Origin of the sequence: Rhizobium sp. SSA_523 (assembly GCF_030435705.1) — a bacterium.
Lineage (GTDB): Bacteria > Pseudomonadota > Alphaproteobacteria > Rhizobiales > Rhizobiaceae > Neorhizobium.
Window position 1 is genome coordinate 312,081 of sequence record NZ_CP129381.1, and the last position, 23,289, is coordinate 335,369.

General features: G+C 61.7%; 22 protein-coding genes. 11 read left to right on the forward strand and 11 right to left on the reverse strand.

Annotation, left to right across the window (positions count from 1 at the left end):
- Positions 1–197 precede the first annotated feature (197 nt).
- Both QTJ18_RS02820 and poxB read left to right on the forward strand, forming a co-directional pair.
- Entirely contained in the window at positions 198–713 is a 516-nt protein-coding gene (locus QTJ18_RS02820; protein WP_252752143.1) for a Dps family protein, read from the forward strand.
- 105 nt (positions 714–818) lie between these two features.
- Positions 819–2,546 (forward strand): ubiquinone-dependent pyruvate dehydrogenase, encoded by a 1,728-nt coding sequence (gene poxB, locus QTJ18_RS02825; RefSeq protein WP_252752142.1) that lies wholly within the window; start codon positions 819–821, stop codon positions 2,544–2,546.
- Positions 2,547–2,619: 73 nt separating this feature from the next.
- On the opposite strand, the gene QTJ18_RS02830 is transcribed toward poxB, so the two are convergent.
- From QTJ18_RS02830 to QTJ18_RS02865, 8 genes are read right to left on the reverse strand one after another with little or no spacing between them, the layout of a single operon-like run.
- Complete coding sequence (locus QTJ18_RS02830; protein WP_252752141.1) at positions 2,620–3,390, reverse strand: SDR family NAD(P)-dependent oxidoreductase; 771 nt, start codon at positions 3,388–3,390, stop codon at positions 2,620–2,622.
- 10 nt (positions 3,391–3,400) lie between these two features.
- The gene (locus tag QTJ18_RS02835) at positions 3,401–4,156 is read right to left on the reverse strand and encodes an amino acid ABC transporter ATP-binding protein (protein WP_252752140.1); all 756 of its coding nucleotides are present in this window, start codon (positions 4,154–4,156) and stop codon (positions 3,401–3,403) included.
- Positions 4,153–5,142, reverse strand: a complete 990-nt coding sequence (locus tag QTJ18_RS02840) for an NAD-dependent epimerase/dehydratase family protein (RefSeq protein ID WP_252752139.1) — start codon at positions 5,140–5,142, stop codon at positions 4,153–4,155. The genes QTJ18_RS02835 and QTJ18_RS02840 overlap by 4 nt, the downstream gene beginning before the upstream one ends.
- 4 nt (positions 5,143–5,146) lie before the next feature.
- Positions 5,147–5,821, reverse strand: a complete 675-nt coding sequence (locus QTJ18_RS02845; protein WP_252752138.1) for an amino acid ABC transporter permease — start codon at positions 5,819–5,821, stop codon at positions 5,147–5,149.
- A 10-nt stretch (positions 5,822–5,831) separates the two neighbouring features.
- On the reverse strand, positions 5,832–6,497 hold the full coding sequence (locus tag QTJ18_RS02850; protein ID WP_252752137.1) for an amino acid ABC transporter permease: 666 nt from the start codon (positions 6,495–6,497) through the stop codon (positions 5,832–5,834).
- A gap of 56 nt (positions 6,498–6,553) precedes the next feature.
- Positions 6,554–7,396: a substrate-binding periplasmic protein gene (locus QTJ18_RS02855; RefSeq protein ID WP_252752136.1), complete on the reverse strand. Its 843-nt coding sequence runs from the start codon at positions 7,394–7,396 to the stop codon at positions 6,554–6,556.
- Between the two features lie 23 nt (positions 7,397–7,419).
- Positions 7,420–8,334: a polysaccharide deacetylase family protein gene (locus QTJ18_RS02860; RefSeq protein ID WP_252752135.1), complete on the reverse strand. Its 915-nt coding sequence runs from the start codon at positions 8,332–8,334 to the stop codon at positions 7,420–7,422.
- Positions 8,334–8,813, reverse strand: a complete 480-nt coding sequence (locus QTJ18_RS02865) for an ureidoglycolate lyase (RefSeq protein WP_252752134.1) — start codon at positions 8,811–8,813, stop codon at positions 8,334–8,336. Before QTJ18_RS02865 ends, QTJ18_RS02860 begins: the two co-directional genes overlap by 1 nt.
- Positions 8,814–9,050: 237 nt before the next feature.
- Between QTJ18_RS02865 and QTJ18_RS02870 the strand changes: the two genes are divergently transcribed.
- From QTJ18_RS02870 to QTJ18_RS02910, 9 genes are all read left to right on the forward strand, one after another.
- Entirely contained in the window at positions 9,051–9,719 is a 669-nt protein-coding gene (locus QTJ18_RS02870; RefSeq protein ID WP_252752133.1) for a GntR family transcriptional regulator, read from the forward strand.
- Positions 9,720–9,974: 255 nt separating this feature from the next.
- Complete coding sequence (locus QTJ18_RS02875; protein ID WP_252752132.1) at positions 9,975–10,799, forward strand: DUF1206 domain-containing protein; 825 nt, start codon at positions 9,975–9,977, stop codon at positions 10,797–10,799.
- A 171-nt stretch (positions 10,800–10,970) separates the two neighbouring features.
- Complete coding sequence (locus tag QTJ18_RS02880; protein WP_252752421.1) at positions 10,971–11,309, forward strand: DUF1236 domain-containing protein; 339 nt, start codon at positions 10,971–10,973, stop codon at positions 11,307–11,309.
- A gap of 775 nt (positions 11,310–12,084) precedes the next feature.
- Entirely contained in the window at positions 12,085–13,167 is a 1,083-nt protein-coding gene (locus QTJ18_RS02885; RefSeq protein ID WP_252752131.1) for an ABC transporter ATP-binding protein, read from the forward strand.
- A gap of 10 nt (positions 13,168–13,177) precedes the next feature.
- Positions 13,178–14,248: an ABC transporter ATP-binding protein gene (locus QTJ18_RS02890; RefSeq protein WP_252752130.1), complete on the forward strand. Its 1,071-nt coding sequence runs from the start codon at positions 13,178–13,180 to the stop codon at positions 14,246–14,248.
- A 3-nt stretch (positions 14,249–14,251) separates the two neighbouring features.
- Positions 14,252–15,121, forward strand: coding sequence for a carbohydrate ABC transporter permease (locus QTJ18_RS02895; RefSeq protein WP_252752129.1), 870 nt, complete (start codon positions 14,252–14,254; stop codon positions 15,119–15,121).
- Between the two features lie 10 nt (positions 15,122–15,131).
- Positions 15,132–15,950: a carbohydrate ABC transporter permease gene (locus QTJ18_RS02900; RefSeq protein WP_252752128.1), complete on the forward strand. Its 819-nt coding sequence runs from the start codon at positions 15,132–15,134 to the stop codon at positions 15,948–15,950.
- Between the two features lie 12 nt (positions 15,951–15,962).
- Positions 15,963–16,244 carry a DUF2160 domain-containing protein gene (locus QTJ18_RS02905; protein ID WP_252752127.1) on the forward strand — a complete coding sequence of 94 codons (282 nt, stop codon included), beginning with the start codon at positions 15,963–15,965 and terminating at the stop codon, positions 16,242–16,244.
- A gap of 82 nt (positions 16,245–16,326) precedes the next feature.
- Positions 16,327–18,048 carry an ABC transporter substrate-binding protein gene (locus QTJ18_RS02910; protein WP_252752126.1) on the forward strand — a complete coding sequence of 574 codons (1,722 nt, stop codon included), beginning with the start codon at positions 16,327–16,329 and terminating at the stop codon, positions 18,046–18,048.
- 95 nt (positions 18,049–18,143) lie between these two features.
- Here the strand turns inward: QTJ18_RS02910 and QTJ18_RS02915 are convergent, their stop codons facing one another.
- The 3 genes from QTJ18_RS02915 to QTJ18_RS02925 are packed head-to-tail and all read right to left on the reverse strand — an operon-like array spanning position 18,144 to position 23,085.
- Positions 18,144–19,256: an ABC transporter permease gene (locus QTJ18_RS02915; RefSeq protein WP_252752125.1), complete on the reverse strand. Its 1,113-nt coding sequence runs from the start codon at positions 19,254–19,256 to the stop codon at positions 18,144–18,146.
- A gap of 4 nt (positions 19,257–19,260) precedes the next feature.
- Positions 19,261–22,074 (reverse strand): ribosome-associated ATPase/putative transporter RbbA, encoded by a 2,814-nt coding sequence (rbbA, locus tag QTJ18_RS02920; protein WP_489667187.1) that lies wholly within the window; start codon positions 22,072–22,074, stop codon positions 19,261–19,263.
- Positions 22,075–22,086: 12 nt separating this feature from the next.
- Entirely contained in the window at positions 22,087–23,085 is a 999-nt protein-coding gene (locus tag QTJ18_RS02925; RefSeq protein ID WP_252752419.1) for an HlyD family secretion protein, read from the reverse strand.
- Positions 23,086–23,289 lie beyond the last annotated feature (204 nt).

Consider the following 23,289-nt stretch of genomic DNA (forward strand, 5'->3'; position numbering starts at 1 on the left):
GAAGGAATAAAAAGCCCTTCGCATTGCCGTTTCGACGGCCGTGTGAGGGGCTTTCGCCATCGACCGGTTGCGGATCGACCTATACCAACGTGCATGCCGTTCGATACCACAGGCTGATATTGGACCCGGGAATGATTTTGTAGCTTCAGTCAGGTTTTCCGCAGCGTCGGCAACCGGTTTTCCAACTGGAGATGATCATGACCAATCCTTCCCTTTCGGCTCGGCGCCTTGCGCCTCTCACCACGCCCACGGATCTCGGTGCGACCGCCCGCCACGAGATCTCCGCCTCGCTGACCGCCTTGCTGGCAGATGTCTTCGCGCTGTATCTGAAGACCAAGAATTTCCACTGGCACATGTCCGGCCGCAATTTCCGCGATTATCACCTTCTCCTGGATGAGCAGGGCGACGAGCTCTTCGAGCTGACGGATGTGATTGCCGAGCGCGCCCGCAAACTTGGCGGCACTACGCTGCGGTCACTCGGCCACGCCGCGCGCCTGCAGCGCATTGCCGATAATGATGCGGATTTCGTCACGCCGGACGACATGCTGGCGGAGCTGCGGGAAGACAACACGCAGCTGGTTTCGATCCTGCGCCAGCTTCACGGCGCCACTTCGGAACACGGTGATGTGGCCACCACGAGCCTGATCGAGAACTGGATCGATGAGGCCGAGCGGCGCGTCTGGTTCCTGTTCGAAACCTCCCGCTCCGTCTGACCGGCGGGGAGGAAGATGAAGATCGTCTGCAACCGCAGACGGTTTCAGCAATTCTCCCCTGGACGGCCAATCGGCGGTTTTGATCGTTTCATCGAGGAGTGCAGCATGACCATGAAGACAGCCGACATCATCACCGAAGTCCTGCATGCGGCCGGCGTGCGCCGCATCTATGGCGTGGTGGGCGACAGCTTGAATGGGTTGACGGAATCCTTGCGCGTTCGCAACGATATCGAGTGGATCCACACACGGCACGAGGAAACGGCTGCCTTCGCCGCCGGCGCCGAAGCGCATCTCACAGGCAGGCTTGCCGTTTGCGCCGGCAGCTGCGGGCCGGGCAATCTCCATCTGATCAACGGCCTGTTCGATTGCCATCGCTCGCGCGTGCCGGTGCTTGCAATTGCGGCGCAGATCCCTTCGGCGGAAGTCGGGCGCGGCTATTTCCAGGAAACCCATCCGGACCAGCTCTTTCGCGAATGCAGCCATTTTTGCGAAGTGGTCAGCCATGCGGAGCAATTGCCGGGCGTGCTGGAATCGGCGATCCGCTCCGCCCTTGGCAATCGCGGCGTGGCGGTCATCGTCATTCCCGGCGATGTGGCGCTTTCGGCGTTCAGCGGCAAGATCTCCGAGGCCGCCACCTTTGAGTTGCCGCAGCCGAGCGTTACGCCGCAGGCCGGCGAAATCGAAAGGCTGGCCGGGATGCTGAACGAGAGCGGCAAGACGGCGCTTCTGTGCGGTCGCGGCTGCCAGGGCGCACATGCCGAATTGCTGCAGCTGGCCGAAGCGCTCAAGGCGCCGATCGTCCATGCGCTTGGCGGCAAGGAACATGTGGAATGGGACAATCCCTATGATGTCGGCATGACGGGTCTTATCGGCTTCTCCTCCGGCTATGCGGCGCTGCAGGAATGCGACACGCTTGTCATGCTCGGCACGGATTTTCCGTACCGCCAGTTCTATCCGTCCGAGGCAAAGATCGTGCAGGTGGATATCCGACCGGAAAACCTCGGCCGGCGTGTTCCGCTCGATCTTGCGCTTGTGGGCGATGTGAGATCGACGCTCTCCGCCGTTCTGCCGCACATTGCAGTGAAGACCGACGCCTCCTTCCTCGAGCTCTGCCAGGACCGCTATGTCAAGGCACGCGCCGATCTGGATGATCTCGCCACGGGCAAGGCCGGCCGGACCATCCATCCGCAATATCTGGCGAAGCTGCTGAGCGATCATGCCCGCGAAGATGCGGTCTTCACTTTCGATGTCGGCACGCCGACGATCTGGGCAGCCCGCTACCTCAGGATGAACGGCAAGCGCCGCATGATCGGCTCGCTGGTCCATGGTTCGATGGCAAATGCCATGCCGCAGGCCATCGGCGCCCAGGCAGCCTATCCCGGCCGCCAGGTGATCAGCCTCTCGGGCGATGGCGGCTTTGCCATGCTGATGGGCGATTTTCTAACCCTCGTTCAGCAGGATCTGCCGGTCAAGGTCGTGATCTTCAACAATGCGAGCCTCGGCTTCGTGGCCATGGAAATGAAGGCTTCGGGCTTTCTGGAAACCGGCACATCGCTGAAGAACCCGAATTTCGCGGCCCTTGCCGAAGCGGTCGGCGTGCATGCCATCCGGGTCGAGGACCCTGCGGCGCTGGAGGATGCGGTCAAGGATATTCTTGCGCATGACGGACCGGCACTCCTCGATGTCGTCACCAATACGCAGGAATTGTCCATGCCGCCGCAGATCAGCGCCGAGCAGATCAAGGGTTTCAGCCTCTGGGCTCTTCGGACGGTGATGAACGGCCGTGGAGACGAGCTGGTCGACCTCACCCTGTCGAATTTCCTCAGACGGTGACGAAAGACTTGAGGCCGGTTGCCGTGCGTGGCGGCAGCCATCCGCGAGCACCGTCCGACCGTCATTTTCGTCGTCAGCGCGCCATCCAGCCGCCATCGACCATCAGATTATGGCCGGTCAGGTAAGTGGCTTCTTCGCTGGCAAGGAAGAGAACGGCGCGAGCGACATCGATCGGCGTTCCGAGGCGAGGAAGCGGCGTGCGGCTCCTGGAATAATCCAGCATCTCCGGATCGATTGCCCGCCCGCCTTTGCCGGTCAGGATCTTGCCCGGCGCCACGGCATTGCAGATGATGTTCTCATGGCCGTAATCCGAGGCTACCTGCTTGGTCATGTAGACCATGCCCGCTTTGCTGACGCCATAGGCGAAATCTCCGGGAGCAGCGATCATGCCGTGCTGCGAGGTGATGTTGACGATGCGTCCGCGCGCCTCGCCGATGATATCCTGCGTCAGCATCTGACGCACGGCCGCGCGCAGGCAGAGATAGGCGCCTTTCAGGTTGACGTCCGTCACACGGTCCCACTCCGCCTCGTCGGTCTCGACGAGCGATGAGCCGCCTCGCACGACCGCGTTGTTGACGAGAATGTCGATCCGTCCAAAGCGCTGCGCCGTTTCGTCGAACAAAGTCTGCACGTCGGAGCTTCTGGAAATATCCGCCTTGGCGAAGATCGCCGCGTCACTAATCTTTCGAAGCTCGTCGATCACCGGTGTTCCGCCTTCGACGACATCGGCGGTCACATCGGCCGCCACCACGGTTGCGCCCTCACTGGCGAACAAAAGGGATATTGCGCGGCCTATTCCAGAGGATGCGCCGGTGATGATCGCGGTCTTGCCTGCCAATCTCATTCTTCTGATCCTAATGCCTGATAACCTGCTGCAGAAAGGTCTTGGTCCGCTCATGCTGCGGGTTGGAGAAGAAGGGCTCGGGCGCATTGCGCTCGACGATCGTGCCGCGATCCATGAAGATGACCTCGTCGGCGATGGACCGTGCAAATCCCATTTCATGGGTCACGCAGACCATGGTCATGCCCTCATGGGCCAGCTCCACCATGACATCCAGCACTTCCTTGATCATCTCCGGGTCGAGAGCGGATGTCGGCTCGTCGAACAGCATGATCTGCGGCTCCATGCACAGGGCGCGTGCAATGGCGACCCGCTGCTGCTGCCCGCCGGAGATCTGCGAGGGCATTTTGTGGGCGTGATCGGCAATCTGCACACGGTCGAGATAATGTCGCGCCAGCGCCTCGGCCTCGGCACGGGGCTTGCCGCGGTTCTTCATCGGCGCAATCATCAGGTTCTGCAGCACGGTCAGGTGCGGGAAGAGATTGAAATGCTGGAAGACCATGCCGACTTCCTGCCGCACCTTGTCCAGATTGCGGGTGGAGCCGCCGATGGAGAAGCCGTCGACCGTGATGGAGCCGGTATCGAAGGTCTCAAGCCCGTTGATGCAGCGGATGAGCGTCGACTTGCCGGATCCGGATGGGCCGCAGATGACGATGCGCTGTCCGCGGGTGACATCAAGATCGATGCCGTCCAGGGCCTTGAAGCCTGAGAAGGATTTGGTGAGGGCGCGGATGGCGATCACGGTGCGGCCGGAATTGACGGTGTTCATGCACTTGTCCTTGTCGCGGGCGGGTCGAAGCGGGTAAGCCAATCGGCATAATCGGAGGCGGCCTCGTCAGGACTGCGGGCATGGTGGCCGCAATCCTGCACCAGGCGTTCGATGCAAAGGGGTGCGCGATCCTGCGCCATGGTGACGCTGACATTCGCCGTTTCATGCGGTCCGGCAAGCGCGGCATCGCCGCCGCCGATCCGGGGCGAGAGAGTATTGGCCCAATCCAGCACGGTATGCGAGGATCCGGCGCCGACATTGTAGGTCATGTGCTGAAGCCTCTCGCCTGTCAGTAGCCCGAGAAGGTCCAGCCCGGCATCGCGGCTGTAAAGCCAGTCGCCGGCGAGCGGCCGTCCAAGACGGGCGGGCCTGCCCTTGCGCCAATGGGACAGGATCTGCGCATGCGGGCTGAGCAGCGGGCGAACGCCTGTCGAATGTTCCCAGGGACCGAAGAGCGGACCGAGCCGGGCGATCCTGAGATCGTAACCGAAAAGCGCGGCCATCCGGCGCGCCGTCCCCTCGGCCGCGACCTTGGTGATGCCGTACAGGCTGGCGGGATCGAGCTTGCGATCTTCCGCTATGGAGCCCTCGTCGAGGCCGACATGGCCATAAACGGCGACACTGCTCGCACAGACAATGCGGGACAGATCCTCCGCCTGCGCCAGCATCTTCATCAGCGTGGCGGTGCCGCCGATATTGACGGCGATGATCCGTGCGGCCATCTCCCGCTCGGCGTCGACGTTAGGGGTCATCGCCGCCAGGTGCAGGACGGATTGCGGCCGGGCCGCAGCGATGGCTCGAGAGAGATCCGCCTCGCTGCAGATGTCGCCGAGGACGAGGCTGGCTCCAGCAAGTTCGGGGGCATCGCGAAAGGGATCGGCAAGGCCCGTTGAGGCAAACAGCGTCACCTCATGGCCTGCCTTCAACAGCGCCTCTGCGCTGGCCAGGCCGACAAAGCCGGTGCCGCCGGTGATCAGAATGCGCACGGTCTCATCCTCTTCCGATAATGGCCTTGCGCTCCAGGCGCGACACCCAATGGGAGAAGGGCCAGAGCATGATGAAGAAGATGACGGCCGCAGCCGTCAGCGGGGTCGGATTGTAGGTCTGCTCCTGCGCCACGCGGGCAGAGCGGAGAAGTTCGGGAAGCGCCACCAGCGAAGCGATCGACGTCGTTTTGACGAGTTCGAGCGAGTTGCTGGCGAGCGGTGCGACGACTTTCCGGATGGCCTGCGGCAGGATGATGTAAATCATGCCGCGGAACTTGTGAAAGCCAAGCGCTGCCGCGGCCTCGTGCTGACCCTTGGGGATCGATTCCAGTCCTGCGCGGAAAATCTCGCTGAAATAGCCGGTATTGTTAATGACCAGCGCCACTGTGACGGCGGTGAAGCTGCCAAGCGTCAGCCCGAAGAAGGGCAGGCTGTAATAGATGAGCACGAGCAGGACGAGCACCGGAAAGGCACGCAGAAGATCGATGACCACGACCATCAGCCGGCGTATGCCCGGATTTGCGAAACTGTAGGCGACCGCAACCGTCAGGCCGGAGAGCAGCGACAGGGGCAAGGCGACGGCCGCCAATAGCAGGGTCAGCTGCAATCCCTGCAAAAGCAGGGGGTAGACGAGCTTCAAGGAGTCGATATTGGCAAAATTGAGCAGAAGAAGTTCCATGCCCGTTTCCTCAATGGGAGTATCGACGTTCCACATAGCGGCTGAAGGCCACCAGCGGGATGAAGAACAGAAGGTAGAAGAAGGCGGCGAGCGTCAGCGGCGAAGGATTGGCCTTGATCGACATGATGCTCTGCGCGGCGCCGAGAGTCTCCTGCAGCGAGACCGCGACACCCAGCGCAGTGCCCTTGGTGATCGCGATCGAGCGATTGGTGACGAGCGGCAGGGCAAGGCGCACCGCCTGCGGCAGGATGATGTAAGAGAGCGTGCGCCATGGCTTGAAGGCAAGCGCCGTCGCCGCCTCCCATTGCCCCTTCGGCACTGCGACGATGGAGGCCCAGAAGATTTCAGCCGCGAAGGCGGACAGGACTGCGGCCAGGCCGAAGACCGTTGCCAGGAAAGGGGAGAAGGCGATGCCGAGATAGGGCAGGCCGAAATAGACGAAGATCAGTACCACGAGCTGCGGCAGGGTACGGAAGATCTCGATATAGGTGGTGATCACCCCATCGATGATGCGATTGCGCAGGCACCGGAGAATGGCCAGCACAAGCCCGGTCATCAGGCCGATGACGATGACGGCGAGCGAGGCCTGGACCGTCACCCAGAAACCCGCCAGCACGTCGGGAAATGCCTCCTTGAGGATCTCCCAATTGAGATAGTTGTCGATGATTTTCTGCATGGCGCACTCCCGGAAGAGGCCGCTGAACCAGGGTCCGCGGCCTCCGCTGTCAGGATTTATTTGCAGGCGAGTTCATGCGGCGTGGCATCGTAGCCGGTAAAGTCCGGGGCGCCATAGCCCGGATAGACTGTGCTCAGCGGGCTGTCGGCCGCCGGCTTCTCGTTGTACCACTTCTCATAGAGCGCCACGAGAACGCCTTCCTTCTTCAGGCATTCGATGGCGTCTTCCACCTTGTTGCGCAGCGCCTGGTCGTCGTTGCGGAAGGCATAGCCGAATTTTCGACCATCGAAATCCTTGAAGGCGACCTCGATCATCGGATTCTTGCTCGCGGCATAGACGGTGGTCGGGATCTCGTTGAGCGCGGAGAAGGCGCGGCGGGTGAGGACCGCCTGGACGGAATCCGGGAACGTATCGTAGCGCTGGACCTCGAAGCCGTATTTCTCCGCATTCGCGGTTGCCCAGGTATCGGAGAGGGTTCCGCGATTGACGGCAATGGCCTTGCCCTTCAGATCCTCGAAGCCGCCGATCTTGTCACCCTTGGCGACGATGAAGCCGTTGCCGGTCGCGAAGATCGGCTCGGAAAACAGCATTTTCTCGCTGCGGTCCTTGGTGATGTTCAACGGGTTGACGGTGATGTCGATACGGCCGGCAAAAAGCGCGGCGAAGAGACCGGAGAAATTGACGTCGGTGATCTCGACCTTGGGTCGGCCGATCTTTTCGCCGACGGCGTTGATCAGATCGACGCCGAAGCCTTCCGGCCCGTTCGCGCCCCTGACCATCCAGGGTGCAACGCCGAAGTCGGAGCCGACAACGAGCGGCGCTGCGTCCTGGGCGGTGGCTGTGGAGGCCAGGGTCAATGCCATGACGCCGGCGATGGTGGAAAGAAGCATTGTCTTCATTTTTAAGTTCCCCTTTTGTCGAACTATGCTTGCGGTGGATGGTGACGCCGCCAGTGGTGGGCGATAGCGGAGCGGGTGGTGACCCACACCGCATCGCCGTGGCTGGCAACGTGGTCGAGAAAGCGTTTCAGGCCCGAGGCGCGGCCCGGATGTCCGGCTATGCGCAAATGCAGGCCGACAGACATCATTTTCGGCGCGGTTGCGCCCTCCGAAAGCAGCATGTCGAAGCTCTCGCGCAGCATGCGGAAGAATGCTTCGCCGCTGTCGATGCTGCCGCGCATGAATTTGGCATCGTTATTGGTCAGGCTATAGGGGACCACAAGATGGCTCTTGCCATCGACGTCACGCCAGTAGGGCAATTCGTCATTGTAGGCATCGCTGTCGTAGAGAAAGCTGCCATTCTCGCTGAGCAATTGCCGCGTGTTCATGCTCGGCCCGTAACGGCAATACCAGCCTTCCGGCTGGCGCCCGGTGGTTTCCCGAATGGAGGCAAGGGTGCGGGCAATGCGCTCCCTCTCCTCGTCGCGCGTCAGGCCGCGATGGTGTTCCCAGCGGTAACCATGGGCGCAGACATCGAAAAGCGTGGTCTCGCGAATATGAGCCGCGATCGCCGGATTGCGTTCGAGCGCCAGAGCGCATGCCATGATGGTGGCCGGCATGCCGCGCTCCTGGAAGAGCCGGACAAGGCGCCAATAGCCGACGCGGCTGCCATATTCGAACATCGATTCCGCCGCCAGGTCCCGGCCGGGAAACTGGCCCGAGGCGCCCTCGGTCAGGGCGGATTCGGTTTGCGCGTCGCCATCCTCGATGGAGGGCTCCGAACCCTCTTCGACATTTATGACGAAGTTGAGCGCGAGCTTCGCGCCTGAGGGCCATTTCGGATCGGGCGGGTTCCTGCCGTAGCCCTCGAAGTTGCGGTCCGGATGGCGGTTCTGCATCAGGCGCTCTCCTCGGACGTGACATGGAAGGGCTCGTCCAGCGGGAAGAAGACATCGGTATCGGGTGCCGCCTCGCCCATGGCCATGGTCACGACGAATTCCGACGGCAGGTCGAGCACCGACATTCCCGCGTGCCAGACGTTGCGGCGGTACAAGATCCCCTGGCCGGGCTTGGAGACAAAGGCTCGCAGATCCGATCGATCCGGCGAACCATCCGCAAGCGAGGGGCAGACGACGATCAGCATGCGCTGGCCCGAAAGCGGAAAGAATGCCTGGTCCGAATGCGGGTGGCGCTCCATCCGGTCGATCTCGAACGGGAAGGAGATGGCTTCGGCCACCTTTGTCACCCAGAATGTCTGGGCAAGTCCGTCGCTGCCGTGGAGCGGGAAATAATGGCGACGTTCGTGTCCCCGATGGGCAATCACTTCACCGAATCCCAGAAAGGCCTCCGCGGTCAGTGGGCTGGGTTGCAAATTCACGAGGCACTCCGTCTGCAAATGCGTTATGCTGATGGTGAATACCGCTGGTATCCCAAGCGGATCCTGATGGGATTTTTATAGAAGAATATTCTGGTGTAAAGAGATTCATCGCGCCGCAGCATAAATTGTCGTGAACGGACGGAGAGAGCGCCACGACTGGCATTCCGCCGCGGGCTGGATTAACGAGGATAGTTGTTGCGTGGCTCGCGGCACACGCAAACAGTGGGGAGAGAGCATATGGCCGAGGCTAGCGAAATGGTCACAATGGCAGGCAAGAAGACAGTGAGCTTGACAGAGCAAGCCTATCAATATGTCCGCAGCCTCATCCTGGCGCAGGAATTGCAGCCGGGCGAGGTGTTTACCGAACGGGCGCTCGCCGATCAGCTGAACGCGTCGCGAACCCCCATGCGCGCCGCCATCAACCGGCTGGTGGGCGAGGGGCTGGTGGAGCGCCTGTCCAATGGCACCATCGTCATCAAACAGGTGGCGATCGAGGAGCTGATGGATATCCTTATCATCCGCCGCATGCTGGAGGGTGAGGCTGCAGCCCAGGCCGCACAACGCCATGGTCCCGCAAGTCTCGACGCGATCTTGCAGAAGAGCCGCGAGGTGGCGGCCAATCCGGAAATGGAGCTCGAGCCCTTCTGGAAATATGATGACGATTTCCACGAATTCATCGCCGAGGCCAGCGGTCGGCCAATCCTGAAGCAATATGTTCAGAATATTCGTCAGCGTGCCCGCATGTGCCATGTGGTGCGGATGGAAAAGAATTTCGAACACCAGGCCATGGAGCACATTGCCGTGCTGGAGGCTATCGCAGCCGGCGATGCCAGCCGCGCGCGGGCTGCAATGGAAGCGCATGTCGATGGCGTGAGAGACCGGTTCGTCCGCTGGTATTTCGCCTGAGGCCAAGCGGCGTCTGCGGGCGGGAGCGACCTCTAGGGCGCTCACCACTAACCAGGGATTGCACGGCCTGGCGGCCCTGCGGCTTCCTAGCCGACAAGGTCGCACGACGCCGCCGCTCAGGGCCTGGCGATATGCGTCGGGCAGGTCGGGTCGACGGCATGTCGGGGAGCAAGAGCGCCAGGGCCAAAGTGCAGGGGCGAACCATTTCAACGGTCACGCGTTTGCGATGGAGCACTCTCTCCACAGGAAACCGCCATGTCCCGGACACCCAATTTCGAACATCTCGCGAGGTCCGGTTACGCGGCCCGCGGGGTGGTCTTCCTCCTGATCGCCGCGCTTGCCCTTCTCTCGGGTGTCGCCGGCGGCGAGCCCGATTCCAAGTCTGCCGTCGCAAGCGTGCTGGAGCAGCCGCTCGGCCGCTTATGGGTGGCGCTGATCGGCTTCGGCCTTCTCGGCTTCGTTGCCTGGCGGCTGGCGCAAGCGCTGGCCGATAGCGACGGTCACGGAAAGGACTGGAAGGGGCTGATCATCCGCCTGGCCATGCTCGGCAGCGCCTTCACCTATATCGGCCTTGCCGTCTTCGCCCTCAGCCATGCCATTCTCGGAACGGGTGGCAGCGGCGGGTCCGGCGAAAAAGGCCTGGCCAGCTGGGTCATGGGGATGCCGTTCGGCTCCTATCTGGTGATCCTGATCGGCATCGGCTTCATCATCGGCGGGATGGTCACCTCCTGGAAGGGCATCACCCGGCGGTTCGAGCGATATCTGCAGATCCCGAGCGCCAGGCAGATCGTCACGTGGATCTGCATTTACGGCCTGGTCGCCCGGGGCGTCGTGTTTGCCATCACCGGCGTTCTCTTTGCCTATGCCGGCTTTGCCGTCGATGCCGAGCAGGCAGGCAGCATTGCCGATGCCCTGGCATCCCTCAGGCAGCTGCCCTTCGGTGGTGTTCTCTACATCATTCTTGCGGCAGGGCTCGCAGCCTTCGGTCTCTACAATATGGTCGAGGCGCGCTACCGGGTGGTGCGCGGACCTTCCGTCTCCGACTTCAAGCGGCCCTTCGAGAAGACCCTGAACGCCTGACCCCTTTCCGTCCCATCGGACCAAAGTCCCTGGTGGGGACTGAGGTCCCTGCCGCGGAACGGAAGAAGAGGATGCTCGTTGTCTGGTCGGTACAACAGGAACAGGAGAAACATCGTGTATAACAAGCTGTTTGTCGCCGTCGGAGCGCTTGCTCTTCTTTCGGGCCAGGCCATGGCGCAGTCATCCACCGTCAATGGCGCTGCCGGTGGCGCAGTCACAGGTGCGATCGTCGGCGGTCCCGTCGGTGCGGCCGTTGGTGGCGTGGTCGGCGCTATCGCCGGCACGGCGATCGATCCGCCGCCGCAGCAGGTCGTGACCTATGTACGCGAGGCTCCCATGCCGAGCACCCCGGTCGTGGTGCAGGAGCAGGTGGTTGTCGGCAAGGCTCTGCCGTCCACCGTCGTGGTGACGCCGGTTCCGGAAAACCCGACCTATGGCTATGCCGTGGTGAATGAACGCCGCGTCATCGTCGAGCCGTCGACGCGTCAGGTCGTTCAGATCATCGACTGATGCCAAAGGGGAGGCGCATGTTTTGCATGCGCCTCCCCTTCGTTCGTCTTCTTCCTGATCGCATATTCCAATTCCAAGCATGTGCCGCGAGGCCCGGTTTCCCGGTAACCCGTCAGGCGGCTGCCTCGCTCATTCGCCGTAACACGGCTGCAGGCACGTTCCCGCCGCATTGCATTCTCCCCGCTCTCCACAAGCACGAGCCTGACGACCAACCCCTTCCGCCTGCCGGCGAACAAGGCTGGTTTCCTGCGGCGACCTCTGTTCACGGCATTGTGCGCCATTGCGCTTGCACTTCCCGCATTCGTCGTTCCATTTCTAGATCCGCACATCTCCGACGCCGAAGGGCTCAGATCACGTCCTCCCGTCGAGCTATATGACCTAAGCTTTGCGCCCACAGGTCATTTCGAAAGCGCGGAAGTTTCGTTTGACATTCGTTGTAGGTTCGCTTTAGGTTGTTTTGCGAGCGTTATTCGGCGATTTTCGCCGTATACTGCTTCGGGCCTGTGCTTGTAGATTTATTGAAAGAGGTTCATGTTCTTTGCTTCCCGTTTCGAATGGGGAGCGCGCCATTGCGTGCCTTGGGAGGGGCGTTTGACTGATGTCCGCATGGTTCGACCTGCCGTTACACTGCGATTGTCTTGGCTGCGCAAGGGGTGTTTTGCCCGCGGCGCATCGCTGATCCGGTTGCGGGCAGAGAGTTGGCGGTTGGCTCGGCGCGTCTTTGCGGTGAGCCGCCCCGGTCATGACTGCGAGGGTTGGGAGGCCCGAGTTATCGATGCTGGAATTGCGCGACGTTTCGAAAATCGTGGGGCGTGACGTCCATATTCATGCGACGCACCTCACGCTTCACCGTGGAACGTTGAATGTCCTTCTGGGGCCGACGCTGTCCGGCAAGACGTCGTTGATGCGGCTGATGGCCGGATTGGATCGCCCGACCAGCGGCGCGATCGTTTTCGACGGGCAGGATGTTACCCATTTGCCGGTCCAGAAGCGCAATGTCGCCATGGTGTACCAGCAATTCATCAATTATCCGGCGCTGACCGTCTATGAGAATATCGCATCGCCCATGCGGATCGCCGGCAAGGATGCCGCAGCGATCGACCGGGAGGTTCGCAAGGCGGCAGATCTGCTGCGACTGACGCCTTACCTTGATCGCACGCCACTCAGCCTGTCCGGCGGACAGCAGCAGCGAACGGCTCTTGCCCGCGCCATCGTCAAGAATGCCAATCTCGTCCTTCTCGACGAGCCTCTGGCCAATCTCGATTACAAGCTGCGCGAGGAATTGCGCGAGGAACTGCCGAAGATCTTCGCCCAGTCAGGTGCGATCTTCGTTTATGCCACCACCGAACCGTCCGAGGCGCTGCTGCTTGGCGGCAATACGGCGACGCTGAGCGAAGGGCGAGTGACGCAGTTCGGCAGGACCATCGACGTCTATCGCAAACCTGCCGATCTTCGAACCGCGAAGACCTTCGCCGATCCGCCGCTGAACACGATCGACCTGGTGCGCGACGGCGACAGGCTCCTGCTCGGCGGAGTGGCCGTGCTGCCGGTTCCTGCGCATCTCGGCAACGTTCCGGCAGGACCGGTGACGATCGCCTTCCACCCGCATCATTTGTCGCTCAAAGCCGGGCCTTCGACCCATGGGCTTTCCGCGCGAACACAACTTTCGGAACTGGCCGGCTCGGAGAGTTTCATCCATGTCAGCTTTGCCGAGCGGAAATGGGTTCTGTTGACCCATGGCATCCACGATATCGAGGAGGATCGCGCGCTCGAGATTTATCTCGATACCCGTCACCTGATGGCATTCGACCCGGCGACCGGCCGGTCGCTGGCCGATGCCAGCCGTGAAGCAGCGTGAGGGAGAGCCGATGGCACGCATCAATCTCAACCATATCCGCCACGCCTACAGCGCCAAGGCTGCTGCTGCCGGCGATTATGCCCTCAAGGAAGTGCATCACGAATGGGCGGATGGTGGCGCCTATGCGCTGCTCGGCCCTTCGGGATGCGGCAAGACGACACTGCTCAACATCATTTCCGGGCTGCTTTATCCTTCCGAGGGCCGGATAGAGTTCGATGGCCAGGACGTGACGGATCTTCCGACGGAAAAACGCAATATCGCGCAGGTCTTCCAGTTCCCCGTCATCTACGACACGATGACCGTCTACGACAACCTGGCCTTTCCGCTGCGCAACCGGCAGGTTCCCGAAGCCGAGGTCAAGCGCCGGGTCGACCATATCCTCGACATGATCGATCTCGCCTCCATGGCCTCCAAGAAGGCGCAGGGACTGACGGCGGACCAGAAGCAGAAGATCTCGCTGGGGCGCGGCCTCGTGCGCTCCGATGTGAGCGCCATCCTCTTCGACGAGCCGCTGACGGTGATCGACCCACACATGAAATGGGTTCTGCGCTCCCAGCTCAAGCGGCTTCACCGGCAATCCGGCTTCACCATGGTCTATGTCACGCATGACCAGACGGAGGCGCTTACCTTTGCCGACAAGGTCGTCGTCATGCATGACGGCCAGATCGTCCAGATCGGGACACCGGCGGATCTTTTCGAGCGGCCGATGCACACTTTCGTCGGCTATTTCATCGGGTCGCCTGGCATGAACGTCATGCCCGTGGAGATCGATGGGGCGCAGGCAAGGCTCGGCGACCAGGTGATCGCGCTCGCCGGACGGCCGCGGATCAAGACGACCGATCGCTTGGAACTCGGCATTCGCCCGGAATTCCTGCAGCTTGGCCGGGAAGGCATGCCGGTCCGCGTGGTGAAGGTGGAAGACATCGGCCGCCAGAAGATCGTCCGCGCCATTTTCGAGGGGCATCCGCTCGCGATCGTCGTGCCGGAGGACCAGCCGATACCGGAGGATGCGCGGCTGAGCTTCAAGACAGACGCCATCGGCATCTATGCCGGATCCTGGCGCGCCGAGATGGAGGGCTGAGACATGGGAAAGACCTGGAACAACAAAGCCTGGTTCATGGTGCTGCCCGTGCTTGTGCTGGTCGCCTTCTCCGCGGTGATCCCTCTCATGACGGTGGTGAACTACTCGGTCCAGGATACGTTCGGCAACAACCAGTTCTTCTGGGCGGGCACCGACTGGTTCGTGCAGATCCTGCATTCCGCCCGCTTCTGGGATGCTCTGGCGCGCAACCTGTTTTTTTCCGGCGTGATCCTGGCAATCGAGGTGCCGCTCGGCATCCTGATCGCCCTGAACATGCCGAAGAAGGGGCCGGGCGTGCCGGTTTGCCTCGTTTTGATGGCGCTGCCGCTCCTGATCCCCTGGAACGTGGTCGGCACGATCTGGCAGGTCTTCGGCCGCGTCGATATCGGGCTGCTCGGCTATGTGTTGAACAGCCTCGGCGTGGATTACAATTATACGCAGGACTCAGTCGATGCCTGGGCCACCATCATCGTCATGGATGTCTGGCACTGGACGAGCCTTGTCGTCCTGTTGTGCTATGCCGGCCTCGTCTCCATTCCGGATGCCTATTACCAGGCGGCGAAAATCGACGGGGCGTCGCGCTGGTCGGTCTTCCGCTATATCCAGTTGCCCAAGATGAAGCGCGTGCTTTTGATCGCGGTTCTCCTGCGCTTCATGGACAGCTTCATGATCTATACCGAGCCTTTCGTCGTCACCGGCGGCGGTCCGGGCAATTCCACCACATTCCTGTCGATCGACCTGGTGAAAATGGCGGTCGGCCAGTTCGATCTTGGGCCGGCCGCGGCCATGTCGATCATCTATTTCCTGATCATCCTGCTGCTGTCATGGGTCTTCTACACCGTCATGACGCAGAGCGATGAAAACCCGTCGTGAGGAGGCAGCCATGAACACCAGCAAGAGCCGCCGCAGCTTCGGCTTCCTCATCCCGACGCTCTACATCGTCTTCCTGCTCCTGCCGATCTACTGGCTGGCGAATATGAGCTTCAAGACCAATACCGAAATCCTCGGCGCCCTGTCGCTGTGGCCGCGCGATCCGACCCTGAACAATTACCGGGTGATCTTCACCGATCCGTCCTGGTATGGCGGGTACATCAATTCCATCATCTACGTTGCGCTGAATACGGTGATCTCGGTCACCGCGGCATTGCCGGCGGCCTACGCCTTTTCCCGCTACCGCTTTCTTGGCGACAAGCACCTGTTTTTCTGGCTCCTGACCAACCGGATGGCGCCTCCGGCCGTCTTTGCCCTGCCGTTCTTCCAGCTCTATTCCGCCTTCGGGCTGATCGACACGCATATTGCCGTCGCTCTGGCGCACTGCCTGTTCAACGTGCCGCTGGCGGTCTGGATCCTTGAGGGCTTCATGTCCGGGGTGCCGAAGGAAATCGACGAAACCGCCTATATCGACGGCTACAGCTTCCCGCGCTTCTTCACCAAGATCTTCATGCCGTTGATCGCCTCGGGCGTGGGCGTTGCCGCCTTCTTCTGCTTCATGTTCTCCTGGGTCGAACTGCTGATCGCCCGGACCCTGACGACCACGGACGCGAAGCCGATTGCCGCGACCATGACCCGCACGGTCTCCGCGTCCGGCATGGACTGGGGCGTGCTGGCGGCCGCGGGCGTGCTGACCATCATTCCCGGCGCGCTGGTGATCTATTTCGTCCGCAATTACATCGCCAAGGGCTTTGCCCTTGGTCGTGTTTGAAGGGAGGTTGCGATGGATTTCACCTGGATGGCCTGGACGCTTCCGACGGCGGTGTTCTTCGTGACCATCTTCACCCTGATCGCCGGCATGGGCGTCTGGGAATACTTTCGGCCGGGCGGCAGTCCGAGGGTCGGCATCCTGCGCTTCGAGACGACCCGCGGCGACCGCCTCTTCATCTCGCTTCTGGGGTCGGCCTTCATCCATCTGGCATGGCTTGGTCTGGGAGGGCCGAGCCTTTGGTGGGCGCTTGCCCTCTCGGTGGTCTACGCCATCGGCGTATTCCGCTTCGTCTAAACCGGAATTGCCGTCTGGGGGCTTGGCCTTCATCCGGCATGTAGATCGATAATCACGTTTCGCAAACTTCGGGAGGATGAACATGCGAAAGAGACTTTTGACAACGACGGCGGTGATGCTGCTCGCCATGGGCGGTTCTGCTTTTGCCGACATGGAGGCGGCAAAGAAGTTCCTCGACAGCGAGATCAAGGACATGTCCGCTCTTGACCGGGCGGGCCAGGAAAAGGAAATGCAATGGTTCATCGATGCCGCAAAGCCTTTTGCCGGCATGGAGATCAAGGTGGTTTCCGAGACGATCACCACGCATGAATATGAATCCAAGGTGCTGGCCCCGGCCTTCAGCGCGATCACCGGGATCAAGATCACCCACGACCTGATCGGCGAGGGCGATGTTGTCGAAAAACTGCAGACGCAGATGCAGTCCGGCGAGAACATCTACGATGCCTATGTCAATGACTCCGATCTGATCGGCACCCATTGGCGCTACAAGCAGGCGCGCTCGCTGACCGACTGGATGGCCAATGCCGGCAAGGATGTCACCAATCCCGGCCTCGACCTGCAGGATTTCATCGGCCTGAAATTCACCACCGCGCCGGACGGCGATCTCTACCAATTGCCGGACCAGCAATTCGCGAACCTCTACTGGTTCCGCTATGACTGGTTCAACGACGAGAAGAACAAGGCCGATTTCAAGGCCAAATACGGCTATGATCTGGGTGTGCCGGTCAACTGGTCTGCCTATGAGGATATCGCCGAATTCTTCACCGGCCGCGAAATGGACGGCAAGAAGGTCTATGGCCATATGGATTATGGCAAGAAGGATCCCTCGCTCGGCTGGCGCTTCACCGATGCCTGGCTCTCGATGGCGGGCAATGGCGACAAGGGTCTGCCCAACGGCCTGCCGGTCGATGAATGGGGGATCAAGGTTGATGAGAACTCGCGGCCCGTGGGCTCCTGCGTGGCGCGCGGTGGGGATACCAATGGCCCTGCCTCGGTCTATGCAATCCAGAAATATCTGGACTGGCTGAAGGCCTACGCGCCTCCGGCCGCCCAGGGCATGACCTTCTCCGAATCCGGTCCTGTTCCGGGCCAGGGAGAGGTGGCGCAGCAGATGTTCATGTACACAGCCTTCACCGCGGATATGGTCAAGGACGGTCTGCCGGTCGTGAATGCCGATGGCACGCCCAAATGGCGCTTCGCCCCCAGCCCGCATGGTGTCTACTGGAAGGATGGGATGAAGCTCGGCTACCAGGATGTCGGCTCCTGGACCCTTCTGAAATCCACGCCGGACGACCGCGCCAAGGCTGCCTGGCTCTATGCGCAGTTCGTCACGTCCAAGACGGTCGACGTCAAGAAGAGCCATGTCGGCCTGACCCTGACCCGTGAGTCGACCATCCAGCACAAGAGCTTCACCGATCGCGCACCGAAGCTCGGCGGTCTCATCGAGTTCTACCGCTCGCCGGCCCGCGTGCAATGGTCGCCGACGGGAACCAATGTTCCGGACTATCCGAAGCTGGCGCAGCTCTGGTGGCAGGCTATCGGCGATGCCTCCTCGGGTGCCAAGACGGCGCAGGAGGCGATGGATTCGCTCTGCGCCGAACAGGAAAAGGTGCTTCAGCGGCTGGAGCGTGCGGGCGTACAGGGCGATATCGGCCCGAAGCTGGCCGAGGAACATGACCTCGCCTACTGGAACAAGGATGCTGCGGCAAAGGGCAATCTTGCCCCGCAGCTGAAGATCGAGAACGAGAAGGAAAAGCCGATCACGGTCAATTACGACGAACTCGTGAAGAGCTGGCAGAAATAAGACCGGGTTTCCGGTCCTCCTTGGCCGGAGCGGCAGTCTGCCGCTCCGGCTTTTTTATGGGCATGTTTCACGACGCAGATGCGCGGTCGGTAGTTTCACTGCAGCGATCTGCGAAAACCGCGCAGGGACAGGCTGAAGAGGATCGCGGCGATTGCTGCCAGCCAGACGAATTGCGGCCAGACGACCGAGAAGCCGGCGCCGCGATAGAGTACAGCCTGCGCCATCGTGATGAAATGCGTATTGGGCGCGGCCAGCATGATGGTCTGGATTGTTTCCGGCATGCTTTCGCGCGGCGTCGTCGCGCCGGAGAGGATTTGCAGCGGCACCAGGACCAGCATCAGCAGCAGGCCGAATTGCGGCATGGAGCCGGCAAAGGTCGCAAGCGCAATGCCCATGGCTGTCGTCGCCAGGAGATGCAGAGCCGCGCCGGCCATGAACAGGGCGAGCGAGCCTCCCAGGGGCACCGCAAGTATTCCCTGAACGACGACGAGAAGAGACAGGATCGTCGCGATGAACACCACGAGCCCCATGGACCAGATCTTGGCAAGCATGATCTCGGCGGGCGAGACCGGCATCACCAGCAGATGCTCGATCGTGCCATGTTCCCGTTCGCGGATCAAAGCGGTACCGGTCAGAATGATCGACAGCATGGTGACATTGTTGATGACATGCATGACCGAGGCAAACCATGTCTGGTTGAGCTCCGGGTTGAAGCGGGCCCGCAGGACGAGGTCGACGGTCGGGACGGAGACCGCCGATTGTGAGGCGGCAAAGCGAGTGACCTCCTCCGTTACGATTGCCTGGATATAGCTTGCGCCGGAAAAGGCCTGGGTCATGCGCGTCGCATCGACGTTCAGCTGAACGATCGGCGATTTACCGGCCAGAAGATCGCTCTGGAAGTTCGGCGGGATGTCGAGCGCGAAGGTATCGGTGCCGGCATCCATCCGGGCATCCATCTCGCCGGCAGTGATCAGCTCCGGTGTCTTGAAGAAGGGGGCCAGAAAGGCATCCGCTATCCGGCGCGACAGCGGTGAGGCATCCTCATCGACGATCGCGATCGGCGCATTGTTGAGGGTTTCCGGAACGGCTCGGGCTTCCGAATAGACGGCAATGGTGAAGGAATAGACGATCAGGCCGAGCAGGATCGGGTCCCGCATCAGCCCCCGCAGCTCCTTGATCCCGAGGTGGATTATGGTGGCAAGGCGCATTCTCTTACCCCGCCTGTTTCTTGAGGAAGAGGGCACTCGTTGCAAGCAGCAGCGGACCTGCGACGAGGAGCGGAAGCAGGGCGGCTTGTAGATCCGCCAGGCCGAGCCCTTTGGAAAAGGTGCCGCGTGAGATGATGTTGAAATAGGTGGTCGGGAAGACCTGGCCGATCAGCGCGCCAAGCCCCTCCAGCGAGGAGACGGGATCGATCATGCCGGAGAACTGCACGGCGGGAATGATGGTCATCAGTGCGGTCCCGAAGATAGCGGCGATCTGGCTCGACATGAAGGTGGAAACGAGCAAACCGAAGGCAGTCGCGAAGGCGACGTAGAAGAAGGCGGAGACGCCGAAGGCGAGCAGGCTGCCGGTGAACGGAACCTGGAAGACGAGAACCGCGAAAAGCCAGAGCAGCGCCGCGTTGACCATGCCGAGCGCGAGATAGGGCAATTGCTTGCCGATCAGGAATTCCAGCCTCGTCGTGGGGGTGGCGTAGAAATTGATGATCGAGCCCAGCTCCTTCTCGCGCACGACCGAAAGGGCAGAGAGCATGGCGGGAATGAGCAGCAGCAACAGGGGAATGACGGCCGGCACCATGGCCACAAGGCTTTCGATGCCGGGATTGTAGCGGAAACGGGTTTCGATCGAGAAGGCGCCCGGAGCCTGGTCGCCATAGATCTCGCGCGCCTTCCGGGCAAGCCAGCTGGTATGCATGCCCTGGACATAGCCGCGCGTCGTCTCCGCCCGCTGCGGCATGGCGCCATCGATCCAGGCGCCGACCTCGACATCATGACCCCGCGCGACATCCTCGGCAAACCCTGCGGGAATTTCAAGCGCAAGCTTGAGGGAGCCGTCGCGCATGCGCTGCTCAAGGTCGGCATAGCCGTCGATCGGCGCCTGTTCCAGGAAATAGCGCGAGCCGGCGATATCGGCGACGTAGTCCCGGCTTGCCACGGTATCGTCCCGGTCCAGAACCGCAAAGGTCAGGTCCTTCACAGCCATGTTGATGCCGTAGCCCACGACAAACATCAGGATCACGCTGCCGATCAGCGCCAAGGTTGCACGGATGGGATCCCGGCGCAGTTCAATGGCTTCGCGCTGGCTGTAGCTGAGGATGCGGCGGATATCGAAAAGACGGTTTTGGCTGTCGACCGGATGGGAGTTTGGTGCGAGCGGCTTGTCCGATCCGGAGGCTTCGCTTGCCTCTGCCGAGCCTGCGCGTGCATCCGTTTGCGGAGCCGTGCCGATCGCCTCTTCCAGATAGCCGATGAAAGCCTGCTCCAGCGTCGCTGCATGGCGACTGTCGCGGATCGCCTGCGGCGTGTCGCTCACCAACACCCGGCCTGCATGCATCAGCGAGATGCGATCGCACCGTTCCGCCTCGTTCATAAAATGGGTGGAGATGAAGATGGTGACCCGATCCTTGCGCGAAAGCGCGATCAGCGTCTCCCAGAGCTGGTCGCGGGCAATCGGATCGACGCCGGACGTGGGTTCGTCCAAGATGAGCATTTCCGGCGCATGGATGAGTGCCGCCGCGAAGGAGAGGCGTTGCCGGATGCCGAGAGGCAGCGAATCCGGAAGCGAATCCATCACCTCGATCAGTTCGAAGCGCTCTGCGATCTCCTGGACCCGGCCGGGTATCTGCGCCTTTGGCAATGCGAACAACCGCGCATGCAGATCGAGATTCTGCCGCACGGTCAGTTCCGAATAGAGCGAGAAGGCCTGGCTGACATAACCGACACGCTGGCGCAGGCTGCTGTCCTGCGCGTCGATCGGCTTGCCGAAGAGCTTCGCGTCGCCTTCGCTCGCCGGCAGCAGGCCGGTCAGCATTTTCATGGTTGTCGATTTGCCGCAGCCGTTCGAACCCAGGAAGCCGAAGATCTCGCCACGGCGGATCTGGAACGAGACATTGTCGACAGCGGTGAAATCGCCGAAACGCTTGGTCAGACCATCGGCCTCGATCGCGTAATCCGCCTCCTGAGCGCCCTGCCAGGGCGTCAATGTCACCGCATGATGTGCGGCCCGCCTCTCCTCCGGCATGAGGGCGATGAAGGCGTCGTCGAGCGTTGCGGTTCCGGTCGAGGCAAGCAGCGCACCCGGCGCCCCGGTGGCAACCACTTGTCCTTCATCCATCGCCGCCAGCCAGTCGAAGCGCGCTGCCTCTTCCATATAAGCGGTGGCCACCAGGACGCTCAGCCCTGGCCGCTCGAGGCGGATGTCGTCGATCAAGGACCAGAACTGCTGGCGTGACAGCGGATCGACGCCGGTGGTCGGTTCATCGAGGATCAGGAGGTCCGGGTCGTGAATGAGGGCGCAGCAAAGGCCGAGCTTCTGCTTCATGCCGCCGGAGAGTTTGCCGGCGGGTCGGTCCTCGAAACCGGCAAGGCCGGTGCGGCCCAGCAGCGTGGCAATCCGATCGGCCCGCTCGGCGCGTCCCTGGCCGAAGAGCCGGCCGAAGAAATCGACATTCTCGAACACCGAAAGTGTCGGATAAAGGTTCTTGCCGAGACCCTGCGGCATATAGGCCACCAGCGGGCAGACCCGCCGGCGGTGACTGCTGTGACGCATGTCGCCGGACAGGACCTCGACCTTTCCTTGCTGGACCTTGCGTGCGCCGGCGATCAACGACAGAAGCGTCGACTTGCCGACCCCGTCGGGACCGATGATCCCGGTCATCCGCCCCTGCGGGATGGAGAGCGAGACATCCGAAAGGGCGATTGTCTTTCCATAGGCATAGCTGACATGGTCGAGACTGGCGACGGAGGATGTCGCATCGTCCATTTCTGTTGTCGACTGACCCGCTTCGGTCTGGGACTGCTCCATCGCTGCCGACCCCTATGGAGAAACGGGCTGCGACAGTGGCGCAGGCCATTGCGCATCGGGGTCGAGCTTGACATAGGCGCGACCGGGCAGGCCGGTCTTGACCTGGGTTATGTATTTGCGCAGTAGTTCCTCCGGAACCTGCGCGCGCAGCCGGAACATCAGCTTCTCGCGCTCTTCTTCGGTTTCGACTGTCTTGGGCGTGAACTGCGCAACATCGGACACGAAGGAAATGCGGGCCGGTATGACATATTGCGGCGCTGCGTCCAGAACGATCCGGGCTTCGCTGCCAATCGCGGTGCGGCCCGCTTCGGCGGTGGGCAGGAAAAATGTCATGTAGACATCACCGAGATCGAGCAGAGTGAGAACACGCCCACCGGCGGCGACCACCTCACCGGGACGCGAAATGATATATTGCACGCGCCCGCTGCGGGATGCCTTCAACTCGCTGTCGCGCACATCGGCATCCACCCGTGCCAGCGTGGCTTCAGCAGCTTCGACCGCGGCCCGTGCATCGACAACCTGCGCCTCCGCGGCGCTGATGCCGGATTTCGCCGCCGCCAGATTGGCCTTCGCCGCGCCAAGCGCTGCCCTGGCCCCATCCACCCTTGCCCTGTCGTCATCCAGGGTCTGCTCCGAAACCGACCCGCTCCGGGACAATTGCGTGCTGCGGGAAAACCGTCTTTCGGCAGATTGAAGCTGGACTTCGGCCTGAGAAACGGCTGCCTGCGTTGCATCCCGCTCCGCTTCCCGCTGGGTCACCAGGACGCGAACCGTCTCGACGCCGATCCTGGCTCTCGACAGCTGAGCGGATGCCTCGCGCTTCTGGGCGCTGAGCTGTTCGATATCCATGGTCGCGACGATCTGACCCGCTTCGACGAATTGGCCCTCTCGAACGGTCACATCCCTGAGACGTCCGGGCGTCCTTGCGGCAATGTCGATTTCCACGGCCTCGATCCGCCCGTTGCCGCTGGCAAATCCGGCCATGGACTGCGCCGCCTGCCGCTCCTCCATGTAACGCCAGCCAAAAAAGCCCAATCCCGCGACGAGGATAAGGCCGGTTCCGATCTTCCAATAGGTCTTCAACGCAAGGCATCCTTTTTTCGAAAGCGCGGCAATCCTTCATCCTCCATTTCGACACGCCCCGCGTTGACGACGATCAACTGCCAGGGACGCATTCGGCCGCAGATGGTCACGCCTCGCGCATGGACGCGTCGG